This window comes from Thioclava kandeliae, assembly GCF_040297545.1.
Lineage (GTDB): Bacteria > Pseudomonadota > Alphaproteobacteria > Rhodobacterales > Rhodobacteraceae > Thioclava > Thioclava kandeliae.
This window is the reverse complement of the sequence record NZ_JAYWLC010000003.1, coordinates 146,718-166,376: the sequence shown is the minus strand read 5'-3', so window position 1 is coordinate 166,376 and position 19,659 is coordinate 146,718. Positions and strand designations below refer to the sequence as shown.

Below are 19,659 nucleotides of genomic sequence, written 5' to 3'. Positions count from 1 at the left end.
TCAGACCGCCGCGCTTTGAAGATTTCCGCCCAAACCCTGCCCGCGCTGTGCCTGCCGCCAGCGTGCGGGTGGCGCGCCGTGAAGTTCACGGAACACACGGCTGAAATGTGCCTGATCGGCAAAGCCACATCGCGCGGCGATCTGGGCCAGTCCCAGATCGCTCTCGCGCATCAGACGGGCGGCCTCTGCGGCCCGTTTGGCGCTGATCCACCGCGCCGGTGTCTGGCCGGTGCTCTGGCGAAAGGCGCGCGGGAACCAGCTCTCGGACAACCCCGCCACTCCGGCGAGTTGGGCAATGCTGAGCGGCACATCCAGATGGGCGGCGACATGATCCTCGATCCGGCGCAGGGTTGCAGGTGGCAGCCCGCCCTTGGCCGGAGGCGCAGAGGGCGCCTGCGCCAGATCGAACACCTCGCAAAGAAGCGCCGAGAGAAGCCCGTCCAGCATCGCATCGGGACGCGAGGGGCAGCTGACCTGCCCCGCCATCAGCGCCGCGATCTGGGTCAGGCTCTCGGCCTGCGGCAGAAACAGGGGGGCCTGCCTGGAGAGCATGTGCGGACCCATCTCTGCGAGCCGCTGCTGTAGCGGCCCTGCCTGAAGATGTAGGTCGAGATGGGCGTAATCCTGCGCCGAAAACGCCTCGGACCAGAGCGGCATATGCGCCGGAATATAGAACGCCCCGACGCCTTTCTGCCATGGCGCGTCAGAGCGCGTGCGCAGCCCCATCTCGGGTGCCTGCCCGCCAAGAAACACAATCAGCCGCGGATCGGGGGAGCGATAATACCCGCCGCCGCCCGTCTCGCTGCGCGCGTGCCAGACATCGGCCACCACCCCCTCCCAGCGACGCCATGATAGCGGCTGCGTGACCCGCAGCGCGCGGGTCTGCGCGGTCATATTCGGCATGAAACTCATTTCGGGGCGGTCCAGTAACCCGCCAGATAGCAGCACGTCTTGGGCAGGGCAGCTTCCTCGAGAAACAGTTTGCGCGCGGCGCGGATCATTCCCTGCTCGCCTGCAATCCATAGCTGGAAGGGCGCACGAGCATCGGGCAACGGAAGATGGGGAAGATGATGGGCCAGATGCTCGTCCTGCGCGCGGTCGAGCCAGTGGAGCGTCACGCCCGCGGGAAGATCGGCAATCAGCCGGTCCGCCGGATCGCCGGTCTCGACCAGCACGAAGCCGCGCTGATCGGGCGGCGCATTGCGCAGGATATGGCGGATTGCAGGAAGGGCGGTCTCGTCTCCGGCCATCACCAGCGTGGTGCTGCCATCAGCCGCCAGATCCGGCATCTCGCCGCCTCCCGGACCCGCGATGACCACCTGTGCCCCCGCCCGCGCGGTCTGCGCCCAATGGGTGGCCGGGCCGCCCTTATGCTCGAACAGATCGAAGGTGAAACTGTGATCCTGCGGGTCGAAATCGACAAAGGTGAAGACGGCGCGATGCAGCTTGTCCGCGCCCGCAGGCCAGACCGTCCGCCCTGCCGCATTGAGGCTCGGCCAGACCGGCGCACGGCCCTCGGGCGGCAGAAGCAGCGAGAAATGCATGCCACCGGTCATCAGCGCCGCAAGCCCCGCACAGCGCAACCGCAACCGCAACCGCAGCAAATGCGGCGAGAGGCGGCGAACCGAGACCAGTTGCGCCTCGTGCATATTGGCCGGAAGCACCCCTTCCTGCCCCAGCCCTTCCCATTGCAGACGATCCACAAGGCCCGGCGCGATATGATCGATCAAAAAGGCCGCCGTATCGCAGAGGCGCTGACGCCCTGCCGCGTCATGCGCCGAGACCGCGACATGCAGCCCCGCCCCGCGCCGCTCGATCCGCCAATGGCCCGCGCTATCGCGGGCCTCGACAGACCCTCCTGCAGCCGAGAAACTGGACCCGTAGCTCTGCAGATACTCCGACAGGCGGATCATGAAATCGGACGGACAGGAGAAGGATACGGAGGCCGCAGCGGCAAAGGTTTGAGCGACAGACATGGAGCCTCGGGCGTGAGAGGGACGTGCCCTTTATTACCTGATAGTTTTGGTCGGGATCAAGCCCCGTCCCACCGCCTGTCCACCAATGCACCGCAACCTTCTGGCCTCTAAAGGATTTCGCCCCCGTCAATGACCAGCGCGAGCCCCGTCACAAAGCCCGATTTGGGCGAGGCAAGATAGAGTATGCCAGCTGCGATCTCATCGACCGAGGCCCAGCGACCCATCGGAATCGTCTCCGATACATAGGATTCGAGACCAGCCCGACCGCCCATCTGTTTCTCGAAACCGGCATTGAAGGGCGTATCGACAAACCCCGGACAGAGCGCATTAAAGCGGATATTGTCGCGCGCGTAATCGGCGGCCATCTGCTTGACCATCGCCACAGCCGCGTGTTTGGTCGTGGCATAGGAGATCATCTCGCGGTCGAACTGGCAGCCCGAATTGGAGGCTGTGATGATCACCGAGCCGCCACCGCGCGCGCGCATCGGCCCCACCACCTCGCGCGAGATCACGAAATGCGCGCGCACATTCAGCGCCCATGCCGCATCCATCTGATCGGGGGTGACCTGTTCGAGCTTACCGGGGATCTGGATGCCTGCATGGCTGTGCAGGATATCGATACCCTTGCGCGCCACCACATCGGCCACCAGCGCCTTGATGCCCGCGTCATCGCGCATATCCAGCGCATGGGCCTCGCCCTGCCCGCCTGCGATCCTGATCTGGGCGAGCGTTTCATCGGCCAGATCGTGGCGCAGATCGGTCACCACCACATAGGCGCCCGCTTCGGCCAATGCGATGGCGCTCGCTCGTCCGATACCGGAGCCTGCGCCGGTGACGAAGGCTGTACGATTGTCCAACATTTGGAACTCCTTTGGGAATTAGCCCTTCGCGGCCCCTCGGCGCAGCAACAGTTGCGCGCCGATGAGAATGGTCAATGAGGCCAGCATGACCATCGTGCCGATGGCATTGATTTCGGGGGTAACGCCGCGGCGGATCGAGGAGAAGACATAGATAGGAAGCGTCGTCTCGGAGCCTGCGACAAAGAAGGCGATGATGAAATCATCGAAGGAGAAAGTGAAGGCCAGCAGGAAACCCGCCAGAATGGCCGGAGCGATGATCGGCAGCGTCACCTGAAAGAAGGTCCGCACGGGCGGGGTGCCAAGATCGGCGGCGGCCTCCAGCAGGGCGCGGTCGAAGCTTTCCAGACGCGCCCGCACGATCAGGATCACCAGCGACATCGTAAAGAGGCCATGCGCCGCAATCAGCGAGCCCGAACCAAGCGACAGCCGCCAGCCGGTGAGCGCCTCGAGCCACGGGTTCACCAGATCAAAGACCGAGACCAGTGCAATCAGCGTGGCGATCCCGATCACGATGCCGGGGATCATTACGGCCACCTGCACCAGCAGATCGAAAATGGCGCGCATCCGCCCCTTCATCTGCACCAGCGCCAGTGAGGCCAGTGTGCCGACAACCGCCGCCAGAAGTGCCGAGAAGAAGGCGATTTTGACCGAGGTCCAGAGCGCCTCCATCACGAAAGGATTATGCACCGCCTTGGCATACCATTTGGTCGAGAACCCCTGCATCGCAGTGGCCGAGCGCCCCGCGCTGAAAGAGAACAGCGCGATGATGCCGATCGGCAGATAGAGGAAGATATAGACGGCAAGCGCATAGAGACGCATCACAAAACCCTCACATCAGATCGGCATCGGAGGCGCCGCCAAAGCGCTTCAGGATGCGGGTATAAAGACCGACGACCACCAGCATCAGCGCCACCAGCGCCACCGCCACAGCCGAGCCGAACGCCCAATTGCGCGACTGAAGGAACAGATCGACCAGCGCATTACCGACAAAAAACACCTTGCCGCCGCCCAGAATGGCAGGGATCAGGAACTCGCCCATCAGCAGGATGAAGACCAGCATGGAGCCCGTCAGGACGCCGGGCATCGAAAGCGGCAGAGTGATCTCGCAGAAGGCGCGCCAGGGCGGGGTGCCCAGATCGGCTGCGGCCTCGATCAGGCGCTTGTCGAGTTTTTCAAGCGCCACATAGATCGGGAAGACCATCAGCGGCAGGTAGCCATAGACGATCCCCACCAGCACCGCGAAGGGCGTATTGATCAGCCGCAGCCCCTCGATGCCGAAGACTTCCAGAAGTTGCGGGATGCCCTTGCCGCCCAGCAGGAAGATCCACGCATAGGACCGGATGAGGATCGAGGTCCAGAAAGGCACGATCACCAGCACCAGAAGCGGCGTCTTCCATTTGGCACTGACCTTGACGGCCAGAAAATAGGCCAGCGGATAGGCGATGATCAGCGAGGCGATCGTGCCGATGGGGGCCAGCGTCAGCGTGTTGCGAAAGGCCGCGAAACGCGCGGGCAGATTGGCGTATTGCTCGAGACTGAAACCCGGCGCGTAGCCTCCCACGGCAGACCGGCTACCGAAGGAGAAAATCAGGACGACGATGAGGGGCAGCACCAGCATCGCGCCATACCAGAGCCCCGCAGGCGTCAGCAGAAGCGCCTTGGCGCGTTTGGAAGATGTGCTCATCACCGTCGCCATCCGATCAGGCCGATTTGAAGCGGGCCATCAGCTCCGCACGGTTCGGGTCGGTCAGCGTGGCTGCCGCACCGAATTCTAGCGCTGAAAGCTTCTCAGCCGCCGGATAAAGGATCGGGTCGTTCAACAGTTCCTCGGGCAGCAGTGCGTTCACGCGCTCGTCCGCCACCGGATAGCCATGCGCCAGCGCCTCGCGCTTGTCGACCTCGGGGTCGAGCAGGAAGTTGATCAGCGCATAGGCGGCCTCGCGATGGGGCGCATCCTTCGGGATGGCATAGAAATCGGACCAGATCTCACCGCCCTCTTTGCCAAGCTCGAAGCCGATCTCGGGCATGTCGGTGTTCATCTGCTTGCCGTCACCCGTCCAGCACATGGTCAGCCACGCATCACCATTGCGCATCGCGGGCTGGTAATCCGACGAGATCGCATAGAGATGCGGCTTCACATCAATGAGCAGTTTCTCGGCATCGGCCAGCTCGGCGGGATCGACCGAATTGAAGCTATGGCCGAAATAGACCAGCGCATTGCCGATGGTGGTCAGCTGGTAGTCATGCACCATCGCGCGGCCCGACCATTTGTCGCGGGCCCCATCGAAGAAGGTCTTCCAGCTATCGACCTTGCCGGTATGTTCGGAATTGAAGGCAATCCCCGTGGTGCCCCAGTTCTTCGGCACGGCATAAAGCTTGCCATCGACCATCCCCGCATCCGAGAAGCGCTTCTCGAAAGCGGCTGCGTCGTAATTGGGGAGTTTCGTCAGGTCGAGCGGCTCGATCAGATCGGCAGCGACATAGGTCGAGATCGCGTAATTCGTGGGCACGAACACATCCCAGCCCGAGCCACCGGCCTGCAGTTTGGCCAGCATTTCCTCGTTCGAGCCGAAGACATTGACCTGCGTGTATACGCCGGTCTTTTCCGCGAAAATGTCGAAGTTATCGGGGTCGTGGTAGTTCGGCCAGGTGGCCAGGGCCACGCGGTCGCCCAGATCCTGTGCACGCACGGCCCGCGGCAGGAGCGAGGGCATGGCGCCGCCCATCACCGCCATGGCCGTGCCAAGCCCCGTCACTCCCAGAAAATGGCGGCGCGAGACCGAGCCCTTTTCATAGCGGCGGAACTCTTCCATGAATTTCTTGCGCGAAACCGGTTGGTCATCTTGCGTCATATCTCTATTTCCCTGTTGTAATCGTTGAGGAATTTACGCCATCGGGCCAAGGACAAGCCCCGCCCCCTTGGCCCAGAGAAGACGGGCTGTCTCGCCCGTCCCCGCCCCGTGCATGGCTCTTGCGGCCTGTCGCGGAACATTCACCTGCAGCACGCCAAGCGCCTCGGTCTGCAGCAGATATTCGGTCATATCGCCCAGAAAGGTGCGATGGGTCACGCGGCCCGGAAGCACCGTATCACCGGGGCCGGGTTGGTCGTCGGACCCCATCAGCATCAGCGCCTCGGGGCGGATCGCCACCTCGGGCGTCGCCTGCGTATCGCCTGCTCGGTCACGCAAAACCACCTGCGCCCCATTGGCCAGCACAGCCCGCGCCATGCCATCGGCCCGATCGGTAATCGTGGCCGGAAGGATATTAGCCTTACCAATAAAATCCGCGACATAACGGTTTGCGGGCCGGTCATAGAGATCCTCCGGCGTGCCGATCTGGGCAATGCGCCCCTGCCCCATCAGGCAGATCCGGTCCGACATCGCCATCGCCTCTTCCTGATCATGGGTCACCAGCACGAAGGTGATGCCCAGCTGGCGCTGGAGCGAGAGAAGTTCACTCTGCATCTCGCCGCGCAGCTTGGCATCCAGCGCCGCCATCGGCTCGTCCAGAAGCAGGATCTTGGGTTCATTCACAATGGCCCGCGCCAAGGCCACGCGCTGCTGCTGACCGCCCGACATCTCCCAGATCCGGCGCGGCCCGAACTCCTGCAGACGCACCGTGGCGAGCGCCTTCTCGACCTTGGCGGCGATCTCCGCCTTGGCCATTTTCGGGCGGCGCTGACGCAACCCGTAGCCCACATTCTGCGCCACTGTCATATGCGGAAACAGCGCGTAATGCTGGAACACCATATTCACGGGGCGCTTATGGGCGGGGCGTGCGCCCACCGCCTGCCCGTCCAGCAGCACCTCACCGCTGGTAGGGCTCTCGAACCCCGCCAGCATCCGCAGCGCCGTGGTTTTGCCGCAGCCCGAGGGCCCGAGGAAAGACAGGAACTCGCCGCGTTTGATGCGCAGGTTGAGATTATTGGCGGCCCGCACCTCGCCAAACGCTTTGGTGGTATTCACGAACTCGGCGACGGCCTCGCTGGAGCGGACGGTTTCGGGCGTATCGACTTCGGCAATTTTCATGATCTGATCCAGCACCTAAACCCCACCAAGCGGTTATCTCGAAATTTATTGTCTTGGCGGACTATGCCTCCAATATCAAAAACGCTACGAGAAGAGAGATTTGCAGTATATATCCCAAAGAGCATAGATAAGCATGAAATCCCCCCAAGAGACCGTAGTTAGCATCATGGCCGAGGCAGTGGACTGCATCGGCATGCCTCGCTTCCCCGAGGTTCTGCTCCGCTGCCTACAGGCCGTCGTCCCCTTCGAGTTTTCTGTGGTTTTCGGCTATCATGACAGTCATAGGCCATTGGATCTGTTTGATAATTTCCCATCCCGCAAGCGCAAGGTGATGGTGGATGACTATCAGGAAGGCCCCTATCTTCTGGACCCGTTATTCCGCGCGGCACAGGCACCCGCGAAGGTGGGGCTGGTGCGGCTACGCGACATCGCACCCGACCGGTTCTATCAGGGGGAATATTTCCGCAACTATTACATCCAGACCGGACTTGCTGAAGAAATAGGCTTTATTGTGGATGTTGGTGAAAAAGTCACCGTCGTGATCTCGGCCATGCGGGAGACAAAGCCGTTCTCGGCCCGCGAATTCCGCGATCTGGAGGCCCTCTATCCGTTTGTCCGCGCCCTGACGCAGCGCCATTGGGGCAATCTGATCTCGCGATTCTCCCATATGCCGGCGCAAAGCGACCAGCATCTGCCGCAACTGATCGACAAGGCTTTCAAGGATTTCGGGCGCAACAACCTGACCGCGCGCGAGGCGGAGATCGTGGAATATATCCTCAAGGGGTTTTCCTCCGAGGCCACCGGTCGCGCGCTCGGCATCTCGACCGGCACGGTGCGCATCCACCGCCGCAATATCTATGCCAAGCTGGGCGTGTCCTCGCAGGGCGAGCTGTTCTCGGCCTTCATCACTTCGATGGGCTAGCGCCTTCAAACGCCTTCTCGAAACCGCGCAGACGTTTATGGATCGACAATAGCTCGATGATGGTGGTCCATGACCCCACCAGATACTGGAACGAGCCCGTCACCTGCCCGAAGGCCGTCAGGATCTGCTGCATCACGCCAAAGCTGATCTTGCCTGCCACGATGGTCGGGATCAGCATGATATTGGCGAAGACATTATCGGCCTGGATGTAGAAGCCACGGAAGACGTTGAAATAGGCGAAGTGGAAGAAGTAGCGGAAGTAAGATGTCCGCAGGCTGCCATAAAGCTCGCGCACCGTCAGCGGATGGGCGCGCGAGGGATCGTCCTCGCCATAGACCAGTTCCTTGCGATAGGCGGCCTCGGTACGCTGGTTGGCAAAGGCCAGACCCGGCAGCCGGATCCCCGCCACCGCCAGCAGGATGGTGCCGAACAACGACCAGAAGATGGCGGCCACCAGCAGAGGCTCGGCGATCGGCCCTACCACCGGCAGGGTGGTCACAAAATGGCTCAGCCCCGCCAGCACCGGCAGAAAGGCGAAAAGGGTGATGACCGAATCCACCATCGACACACCCAGATCCTCCATGATCGAGGCGAAACGCGCGGTATCTTCCTGCACCCGCTGTGCCGCGCCCTCGATCTGGCGGGCATGGGGCCAGTAGGACATGTAGTAATCATTCATCGCCGTGCGCCAGCGGAAGACGTAATGCGAGGTGAAGAACCGCGTCAGGATATAGACCACCATCCACACGAGCGCGATCTGGAACCAGATCCAGAGCATCTGATAGAGATCGCCCGCTGTCACTCCCTGCCCGCCATCCAGCGCCTTCTGGATCGCGTCAAAAAACGGCCGCTGCCAGTTGTTCAGATCCACCGTGGCCTGCACCGAGAAGTAATCCGAGAAGATGATGAGCGCCGATCCGGGGATGGCCCACCATTGCCACGGATGGGGCGCAAGGATCATCCACGCCGCCGAGACCCCTGCCACCCAGAGCGCCGCATAAATGTAGAACCACAGGAAATCCGGCGTCAGGAAATAGCCCAGCCCGATCACGGGTGGTGTGTCTGCGGGCGGGTTGGGCAGGCCGATCACCGCCCCCCAGCCATCGGCCCCGAGATACCACAGCGCCACCGCCGCCAGAAGCGCGAGAAGAACGCTGGGGAAGAAAAGCCGTGGATTGGGGAAAAAGGATCTGAACATGCGCGGTCTCCGGTCTGGGCCGGAGCGGCCCGGCCCTTCCACCTAGACCGTGGATATCCCCGAGAAACAGCGCAAAACCGCGCTTTCACGGGCATTTGCTGCGCCGTTACAGAGCCGAAGGGCCCTGTCCCAGCCGTCCCAGCATGGCCCATTCGGCCTCCGATAGCGTGATCCCGCGGGCCAGCGCCCCTGCCCGCGTCGCAAACCTGCGCTGCGAGGGAAGGCGCGCGCCCTGATCCTCGATGGCGGTCAGCAAGGTCTCGCCCTCGGCCAGTGGATCGCGCCCGGACCGCGCGGCAAAGCGCGCCGGATCAAAGGCCAGCACCAGCGCCCCGTGCCGTGGCAGCAGGTCACCGCCTCCCATGAAATCGAGCGCCTCGCGGGACATGAACTCGCCCAGCATCGCTCCCGCCATCAGTTCGATCATCGTGGCGATGGCCGAGCCCTTATGGCCGCCAAAGGGCAGCATCGCGCCCTCGAGCGCGGCCTGCGGATCAGTGGTCGGATTGCCTTGCGCATCGATCGCCCAGCCCTCGGGCAGGGGTTTGCCTGCACGGCGATGCAGCTCGATCTCGCCGCGAGCGGCAACGCTTGTGGCAAAATCCACCACATAGGGATGCGGCCCCCTGCGCGGCCAGCCAAAGGCAAAGGGGTTGGTGCCGAACAGGGGTTTGGTGCCCCCCGAAGGGGCCACAAACGCATAGCTCGGGCACATCGAGAGCGAGGCCAGCCCCTCTTCGGCCAGCGCCTCGACATCATGCCAGAGCGCCGAGAAATGCAGGCAATCGCGGATCACCAGCGCGGCCAGACCCAGCTCGCGGGTGCGCTGGACCAATGCCTCCTTGCCCGCCACGAAGGACGCAGGCGCATAGCCGCCACCCGCATCGACCTCGAGGATCGCACCGCTGGTATCATGCACCACAGGAATGGAGACCCCCGAGGCCTTACCCGCCTTGAGCACTTTCAACACCCCTTCGAGCCGGTAGAGCCCGTGGGATTTGCAGCCATCGCGCTCGCCCGCCACGATCACATGGGCCACGGCCTGCGCATTGGGGGCGCTGAAGCCATGAGTTTGTAGAATGCCCGTTACGCGGGTTTCCAGCGCTTCGACGGAGAGGGTGGTCAGCGGTTCCATGAGATCCTCACTCGGGTTTATCGACATCGACATAGGTGCAGGCCCAGAAAACCCGCGTATCGTCCTCGCTCAAGGCGCGCAGCCCGTGGCGCATCGTGCTGTCGAAATAGGCACAATCGCCGGTTTCCAGAACCACGGGCGCATAATGCTCGACACAAAGCTCGACGCGCCCTGACAGCACATAGAGCGTTTCCTCGCCCTCATGCGCCTCCAGATCGGCAGGGGTCAGGGGCGCGCGGCGTTCGACCCGCGTGACCAGCGGCACGATCTTCTTTTCGGTCAGCGCGTTACAAAGCACCTCATATTCGAAATTGCGGGTGCGGACCTTCTGCCCCTGCCCCGCCTTAGTCACCGTCAGACGGGTGGTCGGGCTGGGAGCATCCTCGGCGGAATAGATCCGCTCCATGCCCACCCCGTAGGCGCGCGCGATCCGCACAAGATTTTCATAGCTTGGCGAGACTCGCCCGTTCTCGATCTTGTGGATGGTCGAGAGTGCAAGCCCCGTCGCCTGCGCCGCCATATCCAGCGTGAAGCCACAGCCAAGCCGCAGCGATTTCACCCGCTGACCCAGCTCGTCGCGGAGTTGCTGGCGCTCCTGCTCCCAGTCCGATGATTTTCCTTCTTGCATCATATTTTTCTTATATTACCAATAATGACTGTCTAGACTCAAATTCACTCCGGCGCAAGCCATGCCATCAGATGAGGGACGATGATGAGAACCGATATCTTCCACGGCACGATCCCCGCACTCCTGACCCCCTGCGCCCCCGACCGCAGCCCCGATTTCGACGCTCTGGTGGCGTTGGGTCAGGAGATGATGGCGGCAGGCATGTCCGGCGTGGTCTATTGCGGCTCCTGCGGGGACTGGCCGCTCCTGACCGACGCGCAGCGGATGGAGGGCGTCGCGCGGCTGACCCGCGCGGGCGTGCCGGTGGTGGTGGGCACCGGCGCGGTCAACACGCGCATGGCCGTGGCCCATGCGGCTCATGCGCAGGAGATCGGCGCGGCGGGGCTGATGGTCATCCCGCGGGTGCTCTCGCGCGGGGCCTCCGTGGCGGCGCAGCGCAACCATTTCACGGCAATCCTCGAGGCTGCCCCCGATATTCCGGCGATCATCTATAACAGCCCTTATTACGGCTACGCGACCAAGGCCGATCTGTTTTTCGAGCTGCGCGACCGGCATCCAAATCTGGTGGGGTTCAAGGAATTCGGCGGGCAGGCTGATCTGTCCTATGCCGCCGAGCATATCACCCATCGCGACGAAGATGTGCTGTTGATGGTGGGGGTCGACACCGAGGTTTATCATGGCATCGTCAAATGCGGCGCGGTCGGCACAATCACCGGCATCGGCACCATCTTCCCCAAAGAAGCGCTGCTGCAGGTGGCCCTCTCGAAACGCGCCGCCCGTGGCTGCCCCGAGGCCGATCTGTGCTCGCGCGAGCTGGCCAATGCCTTCTCGGTTCTGGCGAAATTCGATGAAGGCGTGGATCTGGTCCTCTATTTCAAACATCTCATGGTGCTGAAGGGACGGCAGGAATTCGCACTCAACATCTACGAGACCGATTGCCTCTCGCCCTCGCAGGCGCGGTTCTGCGAGGCGCAATTCCACCAGTTCAACACATGGTTCGCCCGATGGTCTGCGCAAGGCGGGGTGATTGCCGAATGTATGTGATCGACAGCCATACCGTGGGCGAGCCCACGCGGGTCATTCTGGAGGGCGGTCCCGATCTGGGAGACGGGCCGCTGGGCACGCGTGCCAAACGACTGGCGCAACAATCGGATTTCCTGAATGCGGTGATTGCCGAGCCGCGCGGTCAGGTGGCGATGGTCTGCGCGCTTCTGGTGGAGCCCACGGACCCTGGCTGCGCGGCCGGTGTGATCTATTTCGACGCCGATGCGGTCTTGGGGATGTGCGGGCATGGCACGATCGGGCTGGCGGTGACGCTCGCGCATCTGGGCCGGATCGGCCTTGGTACCCACCGGATCGAGACCCCCGCAGGCGTGGTCAGCGTCACCCTCCACGACGCCCATACCGTGACTGTCACCAATGTCGAGAGCCACCGCATTGCCAAGGATGTGCGCGTGAGCGTGGGAGGCGCGACCATAACCGGCGATATCGCCTATGGCGGTAATCAGTTCTACATTATCGACCCCTCACCCGTCCCCGTCTGCCCGCAGAATATTCCGCAACTGACCACGCTCGGGATCGCGCTGCGCGAGGCGGTGGGCGCGCAGGGGCATATGGTGGATCATGTGATCTTTCAGAGCCCCCCGGGGAGCCCCGATGTCCATAGCCGCAATTTCGTGCTCTGCCCCGATGACGCCTATGACCGCTCGCCCTGCGGCACGGGGTCTTCGGCGCGGCTGGCCTGTCTGGCCGCCGAGGGGCATCTGGCCGAGGGCCAAGAGATCGTGCAGGAAAGCGTCATCGGCAGCCGCTACCGCCTGTCCTATCGCCACGGCCCCACAGGCGGGGTGATCCCCCAAATCACCGGACAGGCGTTCCTCATGGCCGAGAGCCGACTGATCTTCGACCCGGCCGACCCGTTCCGGCACGGCATTCCGAAAGGACGAGCCCAATGAGCGAGATCACCGTCATAGGGGCAGGCATCATCGGCATAACCACCGCGCTGGAACTCCAGCGGCGCGGGTTCAAGGTCACCGTGCTCGACCGCAAAGGGGTCTGCGCCGAGACCTCGCAGGGCAATGCGGGCGGCTTTGCCTTTTCCGAGATCGAGCCGGTCGCCACCCCCAATATCATGCGCAAGGCGCCGAAATGGCTGATCGATCCGCTGGGGCCGCTCTCGCTGCCGCCCGCCTATGCGCGGCAGATGGTGCCGTGGCTCTGGCGGTTCTGGCGGGCGAGCCGCCCCGCCCGCTACGAGGCAGGCGTGCGCGCACAAAGCGCGATGATGACCCTCTCGCGCCACGCGCTCGAGCGGCTCCTGCCACGGGTTGCGGGCGAGGCATGGATCCGCCGCGAGGGCCAGCTGCAGCTTTATGAAAACGCACGGGATTTTGCGGCCAATCGGCCCGGCTGGCAGATGCGCGAGGCGCTGGGGATCAGCTGCACCTATCTGGACAGGCCCGAAGAGATCGCCGAGATCCAGCCCGGGCTCTCGCCGCGCTTCACCCGTGCGGGGTTCACCCCCGACTGGTATACCGTGCGCGACCCCAAGGAATGGACGCTGCATCTGGCGCAGGCCCTGCGCGACGCGGGTGGCCGGATCGAGATCGCCGAGGTGCTCGGCCTGCGCCCGCAGGAGAACGGGATCGAGCTGCTGACATCGCAGGGCCCGCGCCATGCGCCGCAAGTGGTGCTGTCGGCGGGCGCGTGGTCGCATCATCTGGCGCGGGACTTGGGGGACCGGATGCCGCTGGAACCCGAGCGCGGCTATAACACGACCTTCCCGACAGCGACCTTCGATCTGCGCACCCATCTGACCTTCTCGATGCACGGGTTTGTCGCCACGAAAATCGGTGATGGCCTCCGGATTGGCGGCGCGGTCGAGCTTGGCGGGTTGCACCTGCCGCCCAATTACAAACGCGCAGAGGCGATGCTGCAGAAGGCGATGGCCTTCCTGCCCGGATTGCAGCCGAGCGGCGGGGTGCAATGGATGGGCTACCGTCCTTCCCTGCCCGACAGCCTGCCCGCCTTGGGCACAGCGCGCGCCACAGATCGCGTGATCTATGCCTTCGGTCACGGTCATCTGGGGCTCACCCAATCGGCGGGCACGGCAGAGGTGGTCGCCGATCTGGCCATGGGGCAGCGTCCCGCGCTGGATCTGGCGCCCTTCTCGCCACAGCGATTTGACTAACGAAAAGGGCGCGCAGGCTGGCCCGCGCGCCCCCGATCACAAGACGCATTTTCCGGTTAGTTGCCGCTCTGGAAGTGCTCCATCAGCTCGACGGTTTCCTCCGCCGGAAGCGCGGAACGCAGCGCCATCCACACCACGACCAGCGACCACAAGGCGACCAGCGCCATGCCTGTCCAGAAGCCCACGATATCGGCGCCGCTATCGCTGAGGCCGGTCAGCAGCCAGATCCCCGCAAACCATGCGCCGAGCCAGCCCAGATGCTTCCAGCCGAACTCTTCGGCACTGCGTTTCTGCAGGACATGGAACACGAAGGCATAGATCGCAAAGCCCACAACCAGCATTCCGAAAAGGATCGAGTCGGTATAGAACCCCGTCCAGTAGATCACGAGGTTCGAGGCAATGAAGGCCACAGGTGCCAGCACGCCCGCACCCGCCAGCCGGAAGCTGCGTTTCAGATCGGGCTGCGACCGGCGCAGGATAAGAAGCACAATCGGGCCCAACCCGTAGGTCAGCACGGTGACCGAGCTGATATAGCCCACCATCATCTGCCATGCAGGGAAGGGCAGCAGGAAGAAGATCCCCGCGATCCACATCACGATGACGGCGGTCAGCGGCACGCCCGCGGCATTGACACGCGACAGGGATTTCGGTCCCGCGCCGGTATCGCCCACCGCATGCAGGATACGCGCGCCACCGGTGATATAGATCAGCCCCGTCCCGCCCGGCGAGACATAGGCATCGGCATAAAGCAGCACCGCAAGCCAGCCCATCCCGAGCGTCATCGCCAGACCCGCAAACGGCCCGGCGGAGCCTGCGAAGTTCAGCGAAGCCCAGCCATCTGCCAGGTCATCGGGCGAGAGCGCCATGATGAAGGCCACCTGCAGCAGGATATAGATCACCGCGCCGAGGATAACCGAGCCGATCACCGCCATCGGGATATTGCGCCCCGGATTGGCACTCTCGCCGCCCAGATCGATGGCGGTGCGGAAGCCGAGGAAGGAGAACACGATGCCCGCCGCCGGAATGGCGGTGAACATGCCTTGGGTCGAATAGGTGCCCGCGCCCGCATGCCACACGCCCCAATGGGTCGAGGCCGCGATCAGCCCCACCACCGTCACCAACGGGATCGCGATCTTCCACCATGTCACGGTGTTCGAGACTTTCAGAAGTGCCTTCACCGCCATCAGGTTCAGCACCGCCAGCACCGATAGCAGAACGACGGCCGCCACAAAGCCCATCGCGTTCAGACTGCCCGAACCATCCCCTTTCAGGAAATAGGGCAGATAGTTATTGGCATAGGTCAGGATGCCCTCGGCCTCGACCGCCGGAATCGGCGCATAGCTGAGAAACAGCATCCAGCCCCAGAGCCGCCCCAATGTCTGGCCGTGGCTGGCATGGCTCATATGCACGAGCGCACCGGATTTGGCGAACATCGTCGACAGCTCGGCAAAGCAGAGCGCGATCAGCATGATGATGACCGCCCCGATCACCCATGACCAGACCGCCAGCGGTCCCGCGATTTTCGACGCGTGATAGGCCCCGAAGAGCCAGCCCGAGCCGATCATCGAGGTGGTCGAGGCGAAGAGAAGCCCGATAATCCCCACATCGCGCTTCAGTTTTCCGGCACTGCCCGTTGCGGCAGCCCCCATCGACTCTATGGATGCCATAGTTTTTCAATCCCCATTTTTATTTTTCGGTTTGGTCTGGTGGTAATCCGGCCGCGCCCAAAGATCCCGGGCCTGCACGGCCTCGTGTAAAGGCGCGAGGTGACGTGATGGAACGCATCTGCCAACTGCCTGAAATATAATCCACAAATACGCGAGCCGCCTAATGTCTATGCGATGAGAAGCCTGCTTATGAATTGGCGGGCCGGGCCAGTGTCGTGGCGCATTCGTGCCGCGCGAAAGGGAACGGCGCGGAGTTTCCCCCGCCCCGCCGAAGAACCTATCGCGCGTGGGTCAGCTGGCTGGTGCCAGCAGAACTTCGCCCTTGAAAGGCACATTGCCACGAACATTCTTGGTCGTCTTGTCGATATAGACACTCGCGCTCATGCCCGCAGACAGGATCGCGCCTTCGGGCAGGGTGTCGATCTGCACGGTCACCGGAATACGCTGGGCCAGACGCACCCATTCGAAGACCGGATCGACATCGGGCAGGCCCAGCGTGTCGTTTGCGCTGTTGCTATCGGCCACACCACGCCCGAAGCTTGCCACATGGCCGGTAACGGTGCCGCGCACGCCCATCAGCTTGGCCGAGACCGGCGCGCCCAGGGTGATACGCGGCAGCTGGGTCTCACGGAAATAGCCGGTGATCCGGAAGCTTTTGGCATCCACCAGATTGACCGCATCGGTGCCCGCTACGGCGTAATCGCCCTGACGCAGATGCAGGTTGGTCACATAACCATCGGTTGGCGCTCGCACGGCGACCCGCTGGAGATCGAGCTGCGCGATGGCGAGCGCCGCTTTGGCCGAGCGGACATTGGCCGCCGCCGCCGCCGCCTCGCGTTGCGCCTCCTCGTTGGTTTCCACGCTGATGGTGCCGTGTTTCGTCAGGCTGTCATTGCGATGCGCGATCGAGGCTTTCAGCTCCATCGTCTCGCGCTCGCTATCGAGCTCGGCCTGCGCCTGCTCGACCGCAAGTTTGAAACTGGACGGGTCGACCTCGAACAACAGATCACCCGCATGGACGAACTGGTCATTTTTCACCGCGACCTTGTCAATGCGCCCCGCGACCTCGGGCGCGATCTGCACCACATCGGCCGAGACCCTGCCATCACGGGTCCAGGGCGCGTTCATGTAATAGTTCCACAGATGCCAGCCGAGAAACCCCGCACAGGCCACCATGACGAAGGTCAGCGCCACGCGCCCCCCGTTGCGTTTGAGAGAAGAGATCACGGCGTTACAAACTCCAATAGATATCCGGCGGCGCCGAGAAGGGTGAAATAAAGCGCGATATCGAACAATGCGGGGTGCCAGACATGTCGATAGAGGCCTCTCTGGGCAAGCACATGATGCAGCATCCGGAACAGCCCGTAACAGACTAGCCCCAGGAGCATCAGGGTCGGGACGAAGACGCCCATGACGTCATATTCGGGTCTCATGCCGGTATCCTTTCATCGTCGGTGCGCCGGTCGAAAGACGGCCTGTATAGGGGATCCAGACCGGGAGGCGGGGCGGCTGCGAAGAGCGTGCAACGCAGCCCAGCAAGCGCATCGCACAGGGGCCGGTCCGAGAGCGGCACCGCGGCAAGTGCCATGTCGAGCGCCCTGCGCAGATCGTCCGGCGCACCTTCCTGATGCCTGCGACGCGCGCGATACAGCGCCGCAATACGGGCCAGAACCTCCTCTGTCCGCATCCGCGCAACGGGGGCCAGAGCGGCCTTGGCGCGCTGGATCTGCATCACGGTGAGCGAGACCCGAAGATCGCGAAGAATATCATTGCCTCGCACCCGTGATCCTTCGGGGAGTGCGCCGAGCCGCGGGACGATCTGCCCCAGACGGTCGAGCATGCGCCCGTAAAGCCGTTCACGCTCGAAATTGCGTCGGCCCGAGGCCGCATCGATCACCACAGACCAGCCCGCCCGAGCGATCCGCCTGGCCGCCCGTTCGGCACCGATGGCACGGAATACCGAGGTGACCGTAGCCGCCACGATCAGCCCCGCGACAGTGCCAAGAGACGCATTGGTGAAAGATACGAGATCGGTGCCGATCTGGTTGCTGAGGGTCAGCATATAGATCAGGTTCACGCTCACCTGGAAGCCCGCAAACCATGTGGGCGGCGAAGCCATGAGGATGCCACAGGGGATCAGCACGAAGGCCAGTGCCGCAGCCTCGGCCGCAAAGCCACCGCCAATTGCGGGCAGGATCGCAAACTGGTAAACAAAGGCCAGCCCGAGCGCGATCAGGGTCAACTGCAGCACCTTCTTCATGACCGGCACCGAATTGTCCATCGCCGCCATGAACGAGCACATGATGATGGCAAATTCCAGCATGCCCGCCCCGTAATGCCACCCCGTCCCGATCCAGATCGCGGCCGCGATACCTGCGGCGACCATCATCGTGACCACAGCCAGCACCGAGGTGCCGTAATCGAAATGCAGATGATCCGAGCGACGGTAGCGGGACGAAAGGCTCTGGCGCAGTGCAGGGCCCTCGCTATGGGCAAGATCCGAGCGCAGGATGCGGCAATCGTTCCAGATACACACCAGATCCGAGAGCCGCTCGGCCAGACGGGTGACAAGAAGTGCCTCCCATGTGCCCAAGGCTCCAGCAGGCGCGCCCTCCCAAAGCGCGCGAAGCGCCTCGCTGTCGTCTGCGAGCACGGCAGCGCCGGTCTGTGCCAGACGTGAGAGCAAGCGATCCACGGCGGCCAGCGCCTGCGCATCCTCCATGTCGAGCCAGTCCTGCACGGGGGCAATGATCGCCCGACCGGCCTCCCGCCCCCTCGCGCTCTGGCCGAGTGCTGTGCGAAGATCGGCCAGTTCCGAGAGCTGCGGCAGGATCATCACCATCCGGTATTTGATCGCCTGTAACCGCTCGACCGCGGCGCGCGCCTGCGCGCCTTCATAGGCCACCTGCGCCCCGAGCATCCGCATCCCCGTTGCATCGGCGGCCAGACGGTTACGCTCGGCTTGCGTCCTTGCGGCATCGGCCTCGCCCGAGAGCACCTCGCGGGTCAGATCGGCGGCATTGGAGAGCCATCCCTCGACCTTGCCGGACAGGACCGGCGCAAGGGCCTGCGGCAGGATCAGACGCCCCACGACAGACGCGCATAGGATACCGATACCGATCTCGATCATGCGGCTTGTGCCATAGGTGAAGCTGATCTCGGGAGTGCTGACGATGGAGAACCCCGTCAGCGCCGCCGTATAGCCCGCCAGCATGAAGACATAGGCGCGCGGTGTGCGGTCGAGCGAGGACACGAACAGGCAGATCGCGGCCCAGAGCGTGATCGCCATCACCAGAAGCACCGGCTCCTGCACAAAAGAGGGCACCAGAACGATCACCGCTCCCGCGCCAAGAACCGTGCCACCCAAACGGTAGACGGCCTTGGAAGCCACCGAACCCGAGAGCGGGTTGGTTACGATATAGGCGCTTCCCAAGGCCCAGTAAGGATTGGTCAGCCCGAAATAATCGGCAATCAGATAGGCCAGCATCCCCGCAATGAAGGCCTTCACCGAGAAGATCACATGATGGACCTGAATTCCGCCCGCGATCATGATCTGCCTTTCTGCTTGGCCTCATAGTCATCAAGCGTCTCCGAGAGCTGGGCGAGCACGCGATAGGCCGCCTCGAGATCGTCGGGGGCGAACTGGTCGAGCAGCTCGCGCCGCAGCACCCGTGCCACCCGATTGGCCCGCGCGGCCAGCTCGGCCCCCTCCTCGGTCAGCTCCAGAAGTTTCGCACGGCGATCCGACGGATCCTCGATCCGGCGCAGAAGGCCCCGTGCACTCAACCTGTCCAGAAGGCGCACCACGCCCGAGGTCTCCAGCCCCAGAAGCTGAGCCAGCTCGTTCTGCCGCATCGCATCCTTGCCCGGACGCCAGAGCACCAGCATCGGCAGCGCGGTAGCGTCGGACAGGCCCTCATTTGCCAGTCTCTGGCCCAGAACGCGGCGCCATGACTGGCCCACCGCCGGAATGATCCGGCCCAGATCGTCCCAGCTCTGCATGTCAAACGACTGTTCTTGCGACACGGATGTCTCCTTCGGCGGCGTTTCACGGG

Annotated in this window: 19 protein-coding genes; 4 read left to right on the top strand and 15 right to left on the bottom strand. The window is 63.4% G+C overall.

Features of this window, described 5'->3' with window-relative positions; translation table 11 throughout:
* The 7 genes from VSX56_RS05420 to VSX56_RS05390 all read right to left on the bottom strand — a co-directional run bounded on the left by VSX56_RS05420 (position 1) and on the right by VSX56_RS05390 (position 6,864).
* Positions 1–903 carry a helix-turn-helix domain-containing protein gene (locus VSX56_RS05420; protein WP_339114535.1) on the bottom strand — a complete coding sequence of 301 codons (903 nt, stop codon included), beginning with the start codon at positions 901–903 and terminating at the stop codon, positions 1–3.
* A gap of 5 nt (positions 904–908) precedes the next feature.
* Positions 909–1,976, bottom strand: a complete 1,068-nt coding sequence (locus VSX56_RS05415; RefSeq protein WP_350935426.1) for a siderophore-interacting protein — start codon at positions 1,974–1,976, stop codon at positions 909–911.
* Between the two features lie 107 nt (positions 1,977–2,083).
* The gene (locus VSX56_RS05410) at positions 2,084–2,836 is read right to left on the bottom strand and encodes an SDR family NAD(P)-dependent oxidoreductase (RefSeq protein ID WP_349295327.1); all 753 of its coding nucleotides are present in this window, start codon (positions 2,834–2,836) and stop codon (positions 2,084–2,086) included.
* Positions 2,837–2,854: 18 nt separating this feature from the next.
* Positions 2,855–3,655 (bottom strand): ABC transporter permease, encoded by an 801-nt coding sequence (locus VSX56_RS05405; RefSeq protein WP_350935424.1) that lies wholly within the window; start codon positions 3,653–3,655, stop codon positions 2,855–2,857.
* Positions 3,656–3,665: 10 nt separating this feature from the next.
* Positions 3,666–4,520, bottom strand: a complete 855-nt coding sequence (locus VSX56_RS05400; protein WP_350935422.1) for an ABC transporter permease — start codon at positions 4,518–4,520, stop codon at positions 3,666–3,668.
* Positions 4,521–4,536: 16 nt separating this feature from the next.
* Positions 4,537–5,688, bottom strand: a complete 1,152-nt coding sequence (locus VSX56_RS05395) for an ABC transporter substrate-binding protein (protein ID WP_350935420.1) — start codon at positions 5,686–5,688, stop codon at positions 4,537–4,539.
* Between the two features lie 33 nt (positions 5,689–5,721).
* Positions 5,722–6,864, bottom strand: coding sequence for an ABC transporter ATP-binding protein (locus VSX56_RS05390; protein ID WP_350935418.1), 1,143 nt, complete (start codon positions 6,862–6,864; stop codon positions 5,722–5,724).
* Positions 6,865–6,997: 133 nt separating this feature from the next.
* On the opposite strand from VSX56_RS05390, the gene VSX56_RS05385 reads away from it, so the two are divergent.
* Positions 6,998–7,786, top strand: coding sequence for a helix-turn-helix transcriptional regulator (locus tag VSX56_RS05385; RefSeq protein WP_350935416.1), 789 nt, complete (start codon positions 6,998–7,000; stop codon positions 7,784–7,786).
* On the opposite strand, the gene sbmA is transcribed toward VSX56_RS05385, so the two are convergent.
* The 3 genes from sbmA to VSX56_RS05370 form a co-directional block, all read right to left on the bottom strand.
* Complete coding sequence (gene sbmA, locus VSX56_RS05380) at positions 7,770–8,984, bottom strand: peptide antibiotic transporter SbmA (RefSeq protein WP_350935414.1); 1,215 nt, start codon at positions 8,982–8,984, stop codon at positions 7,770–7,772. The two genes, VSX56_RS05385 and sbmA, sit on opposite strands and share 17 nt — an antisense overlap.
* Positions 8,985–9,090: 106 nt before the next feature.
* On the bottom strand, positions 9,091–10,119 hold the full coding sequence (locus VSX56_RS05375; protein ID WP_350935412.1) for an Ldh family oxidoreductase: 1,029 nt from the start codon (positions 10,117–10,119) through the stop codon (positions 9,091–9,093).
* Between the two features lie 7 nt (positions 10,120–10,126).
* The gene (locus tag VSX56_RS05370; protein WP_350935410.1) at positions 10,127–10,750 is read right to left on the bottom strand and encodes a helix-turn-helix domain-containing protein; all 624 of its coding nucleotides are present in this window, start codon (positions 10,748–10,750) and stop codon (positions 10,127–10,129) included.
* Between the two features lie 81 nt (positions 10,751–10,831).
* On the opposite strand from VSX56_RS05370, the gene VSX56_RS05365 reads away from it, so the two are divergent.
* From VSX56_RS05365 to VSX56_RS05355, 3 genes are read left to right on the top strand one after another with little or no spacing between them, the layout of a single operon-like run.
* Positions 10,832–11,791, top strand: a complete 960-nt coding sequence (locus tag VSX56_RS05365) for a dihydrodipicolinate synthase family protein (RefSeq protein ID WP_350935637.1) — start codon at positions 10,832–10,834, stop codon at positions 11,789–11,791.
* The gene (locus VSX56_RS05360) at positions 11,782–12,702 is read left to right on the top strand and encodes a 4-hydroxyproline epimerase (protein ID WP_350935407.1); all 921 of its coding nucleotides are present in this window, start codon (positions 11,782–11,784) and stop codon (positions 12,700–12,702) included. Before VSX56_RS05365 ends, VSX56_RS05360 begins: the two co-directional genes overlap by 10 nt.
* Complete coding sequence (locus VSX56_RS05355) at positions 12,699–13,937, top strand: NAD(P)/FAD-dependent oxidoreductase (protein ID WP_349295337.1); 1,239 nt, start codon at positions 12,699–12,701, stop codon at positions 13,935–13,937. Before VSX56_RS05360 ends, VSX56_RS05355 begins: the two co-directional genes overlap by 4 nt.
* Before the next feature lie 56 nt (positions 13,938–13,993).
* Here VSX56_RS05355 and VSX56_RS05350 read toward each other — a convergent pair whose 3' ends face one another.
* From VSX56_RS05350 to VSX56_RS05330, 5 genes are all read right to left on the bottom strand, one after another.
* Positions 13,994–15,604: an APC family permease gene (locus VSX56_RS05350; protein WP_339114548.1), complete on the bottom strand. Its 1,611-nt coding sequence runs from the start codon at positions 15,602–15,604 to the stop codon at positions 13,994–13,996.
* Between the two features lie 291 nt (positions 15,605–15,895).
* Positions 15,896–16,831: an efflux RND transporter periplasmic adaptor subunit gene (locus VSX56_RS05345; RefSeq protein WP_350935404.1), complete on the bottom strand. Its 936-nt coding sequence runs from the start codon at positions 16,829–16,831 to the stop codon at positions 15,896–15,898.
* On the bottom strand, positions 16,828–17,037 hold the full coding sequence (locus VSX56_RS05340; RefSeq protein WP_339114550.1) for a DUF1656 domain-containing protein: 210 nt from the start codon (positions 17,035–17,037) through the stop codon (positions 16,828–16,830). Before VSX56_RS05340 ends, VSX56_RS05345 begins: the two co-directional genes overlap by 4 nt.
* Positions 17,034–19,154 (bottom strand): FUSC family protein, encoded by a 2,121-nt coding sequence (locus VSX56_RS05335; RefSeq protein ID WP_350935401.1) that lies wholly within the window; start codon positions 19,152–19,154, stop codon positions 17,034–17,036. The genes VSX56_RS05340 and VSX56_RS05335 overlap by 4 nt, the downstream gene beginning before the upstream one ends.
* Entirely contained in the window at positions 19,151–19,630 is a 480-nt protein-coding gene (locus tag VSX56_RS05330; RefSeq protein WP_339114552.1) for a MarR family winged helix-turn-helix transcriptional regulator, read from the bottom strand. Before VSX56_RS05330 ends, VSX56_RS05335 begins: the two co-directional genes overlap by 4 nt.
* Between the last annotated feature and the right edge of the window lie 29 nt (positions 19,631–19,659).

Bases quoted from the DNA above. Each gene is read 5' to 3' on its own strand.
- VSX56_RS05350 (WP_339114548.1), bottom strand. From the start codon at position 15,604: ATGGCATCCATAGAGTCGATGGGGGCTGCCGCAACGGGCAGTGCCGGA.
- VSX56_RS05370 (WP_350935410.1), bottom strand. From the start codon at position 10,750: ATGATGCAAGAAGGAAAATCATCGGACTGGGAGCAGGAGCGCCAGCAA.
- VSX56_RS05405 (WP_350935424.1), bottom strand. From the start codon at position 3,655: ATGCGTCTCTATGCGCTTGCCGTCTATATCTTCCTCTATCTGCCGATC.
- VSX56_RS05375 (WP_350935412.1), bottom strand. From the start codon at position 10,119: ATGGAACCGCTGACCACCCTCTCCGTCGAAGCGCTGGAAACCCGCGTA.
- VSX56_RS05335 (WP_350935401.1), bottom strand. From the start codon at position 19,154: ATGATCGCGGGCGGAATTCAGGTCCATCATGTGATCTTCTCGGTGAAG.
- VSX56_RS05395 (WP_350935420.1), bottom strand. From the start codon at position 5,688: ATGACGCAAGATGACCAACCGGTTTCGCGCAAGAAATTCATGGAAGAG.
- VSX56_RS05365 (WP_350935637.1), top strand. From the start codon at position 10,832: ATGAGAACCGATATCTTCCACGGCACGATCCCCGCACTCCTGACCCCC.
- VSX56_RS05360 (WP_350935407.1), top strand. From the start codon at position 11,782: ATGTATGTGATCGACAGCCATACCGTGGGCGAGCCCACGCGGGTCATT.
- VSX56_RS05400 (WP_350935422.1), bottom strand. From the start codon at position 4,520: ATGAGCACATCTTCCAAACGCGCCAAGGCGCTTCTGCTGACGCCTGCG.
- VSX56_RS05340 (WP_339114550.1), bottom strand. From the start codon at position 17,037: ATGAGACCCGAATATGACGTCATGGGCGTCTTCGTCCCGACCCTGATG.
- VSX56_RS05415 (WP_350935426.1), bottom strand. From the start codon at position 1,976: ATGTCTGTCGCTCAAACCTTTGCCGCTGCGGCCTCCGTATCCTTCTCC.
- VSX56_RS05410 (WP_349295327.1), bottom strand. From the start codon at position 2,836: ATGTTGGACAATCGTACAGCCTTCGTCACCGGCGCAGGCTCCGGTATC.
- VSX56_RS05385 (WP_350935416.1), top strand. From the start codon at position 6,998: ATGAAATCCCCCCAAGAGACCGTAGTTAGCATCATGGCCGAGGCAGTG.
- sbmA (WP_350935414.1), bottom strand. From the start codon at position 8,984: ATGTTCAGATCCTTTTTCCCCAATCCACGGCTTTTCTTCCCCAGCGTT.
- VSX56_RS05420 (WP_339114535.1), bottom strand. From the start codon at position 903: ATGCCGAATATGACCGCGCAGACCCGCGCGCTGCGGGTCACGCAGCCG.
- VSX56_RS05355 (WP_349295337.1), top strand. From the start codon at position 12,699: ATGAGCGAGATCACCGTCATAGGGGCAGGCATCATCGGCATAACCACC.
- VSX56_RS05390 (WP_350935418.1), bottom strand. From the start codon at position 6,864: ATGAAAATTGCCGAAGTCGATACGCCCGAAACCGTCCGCTCCAGCGAG.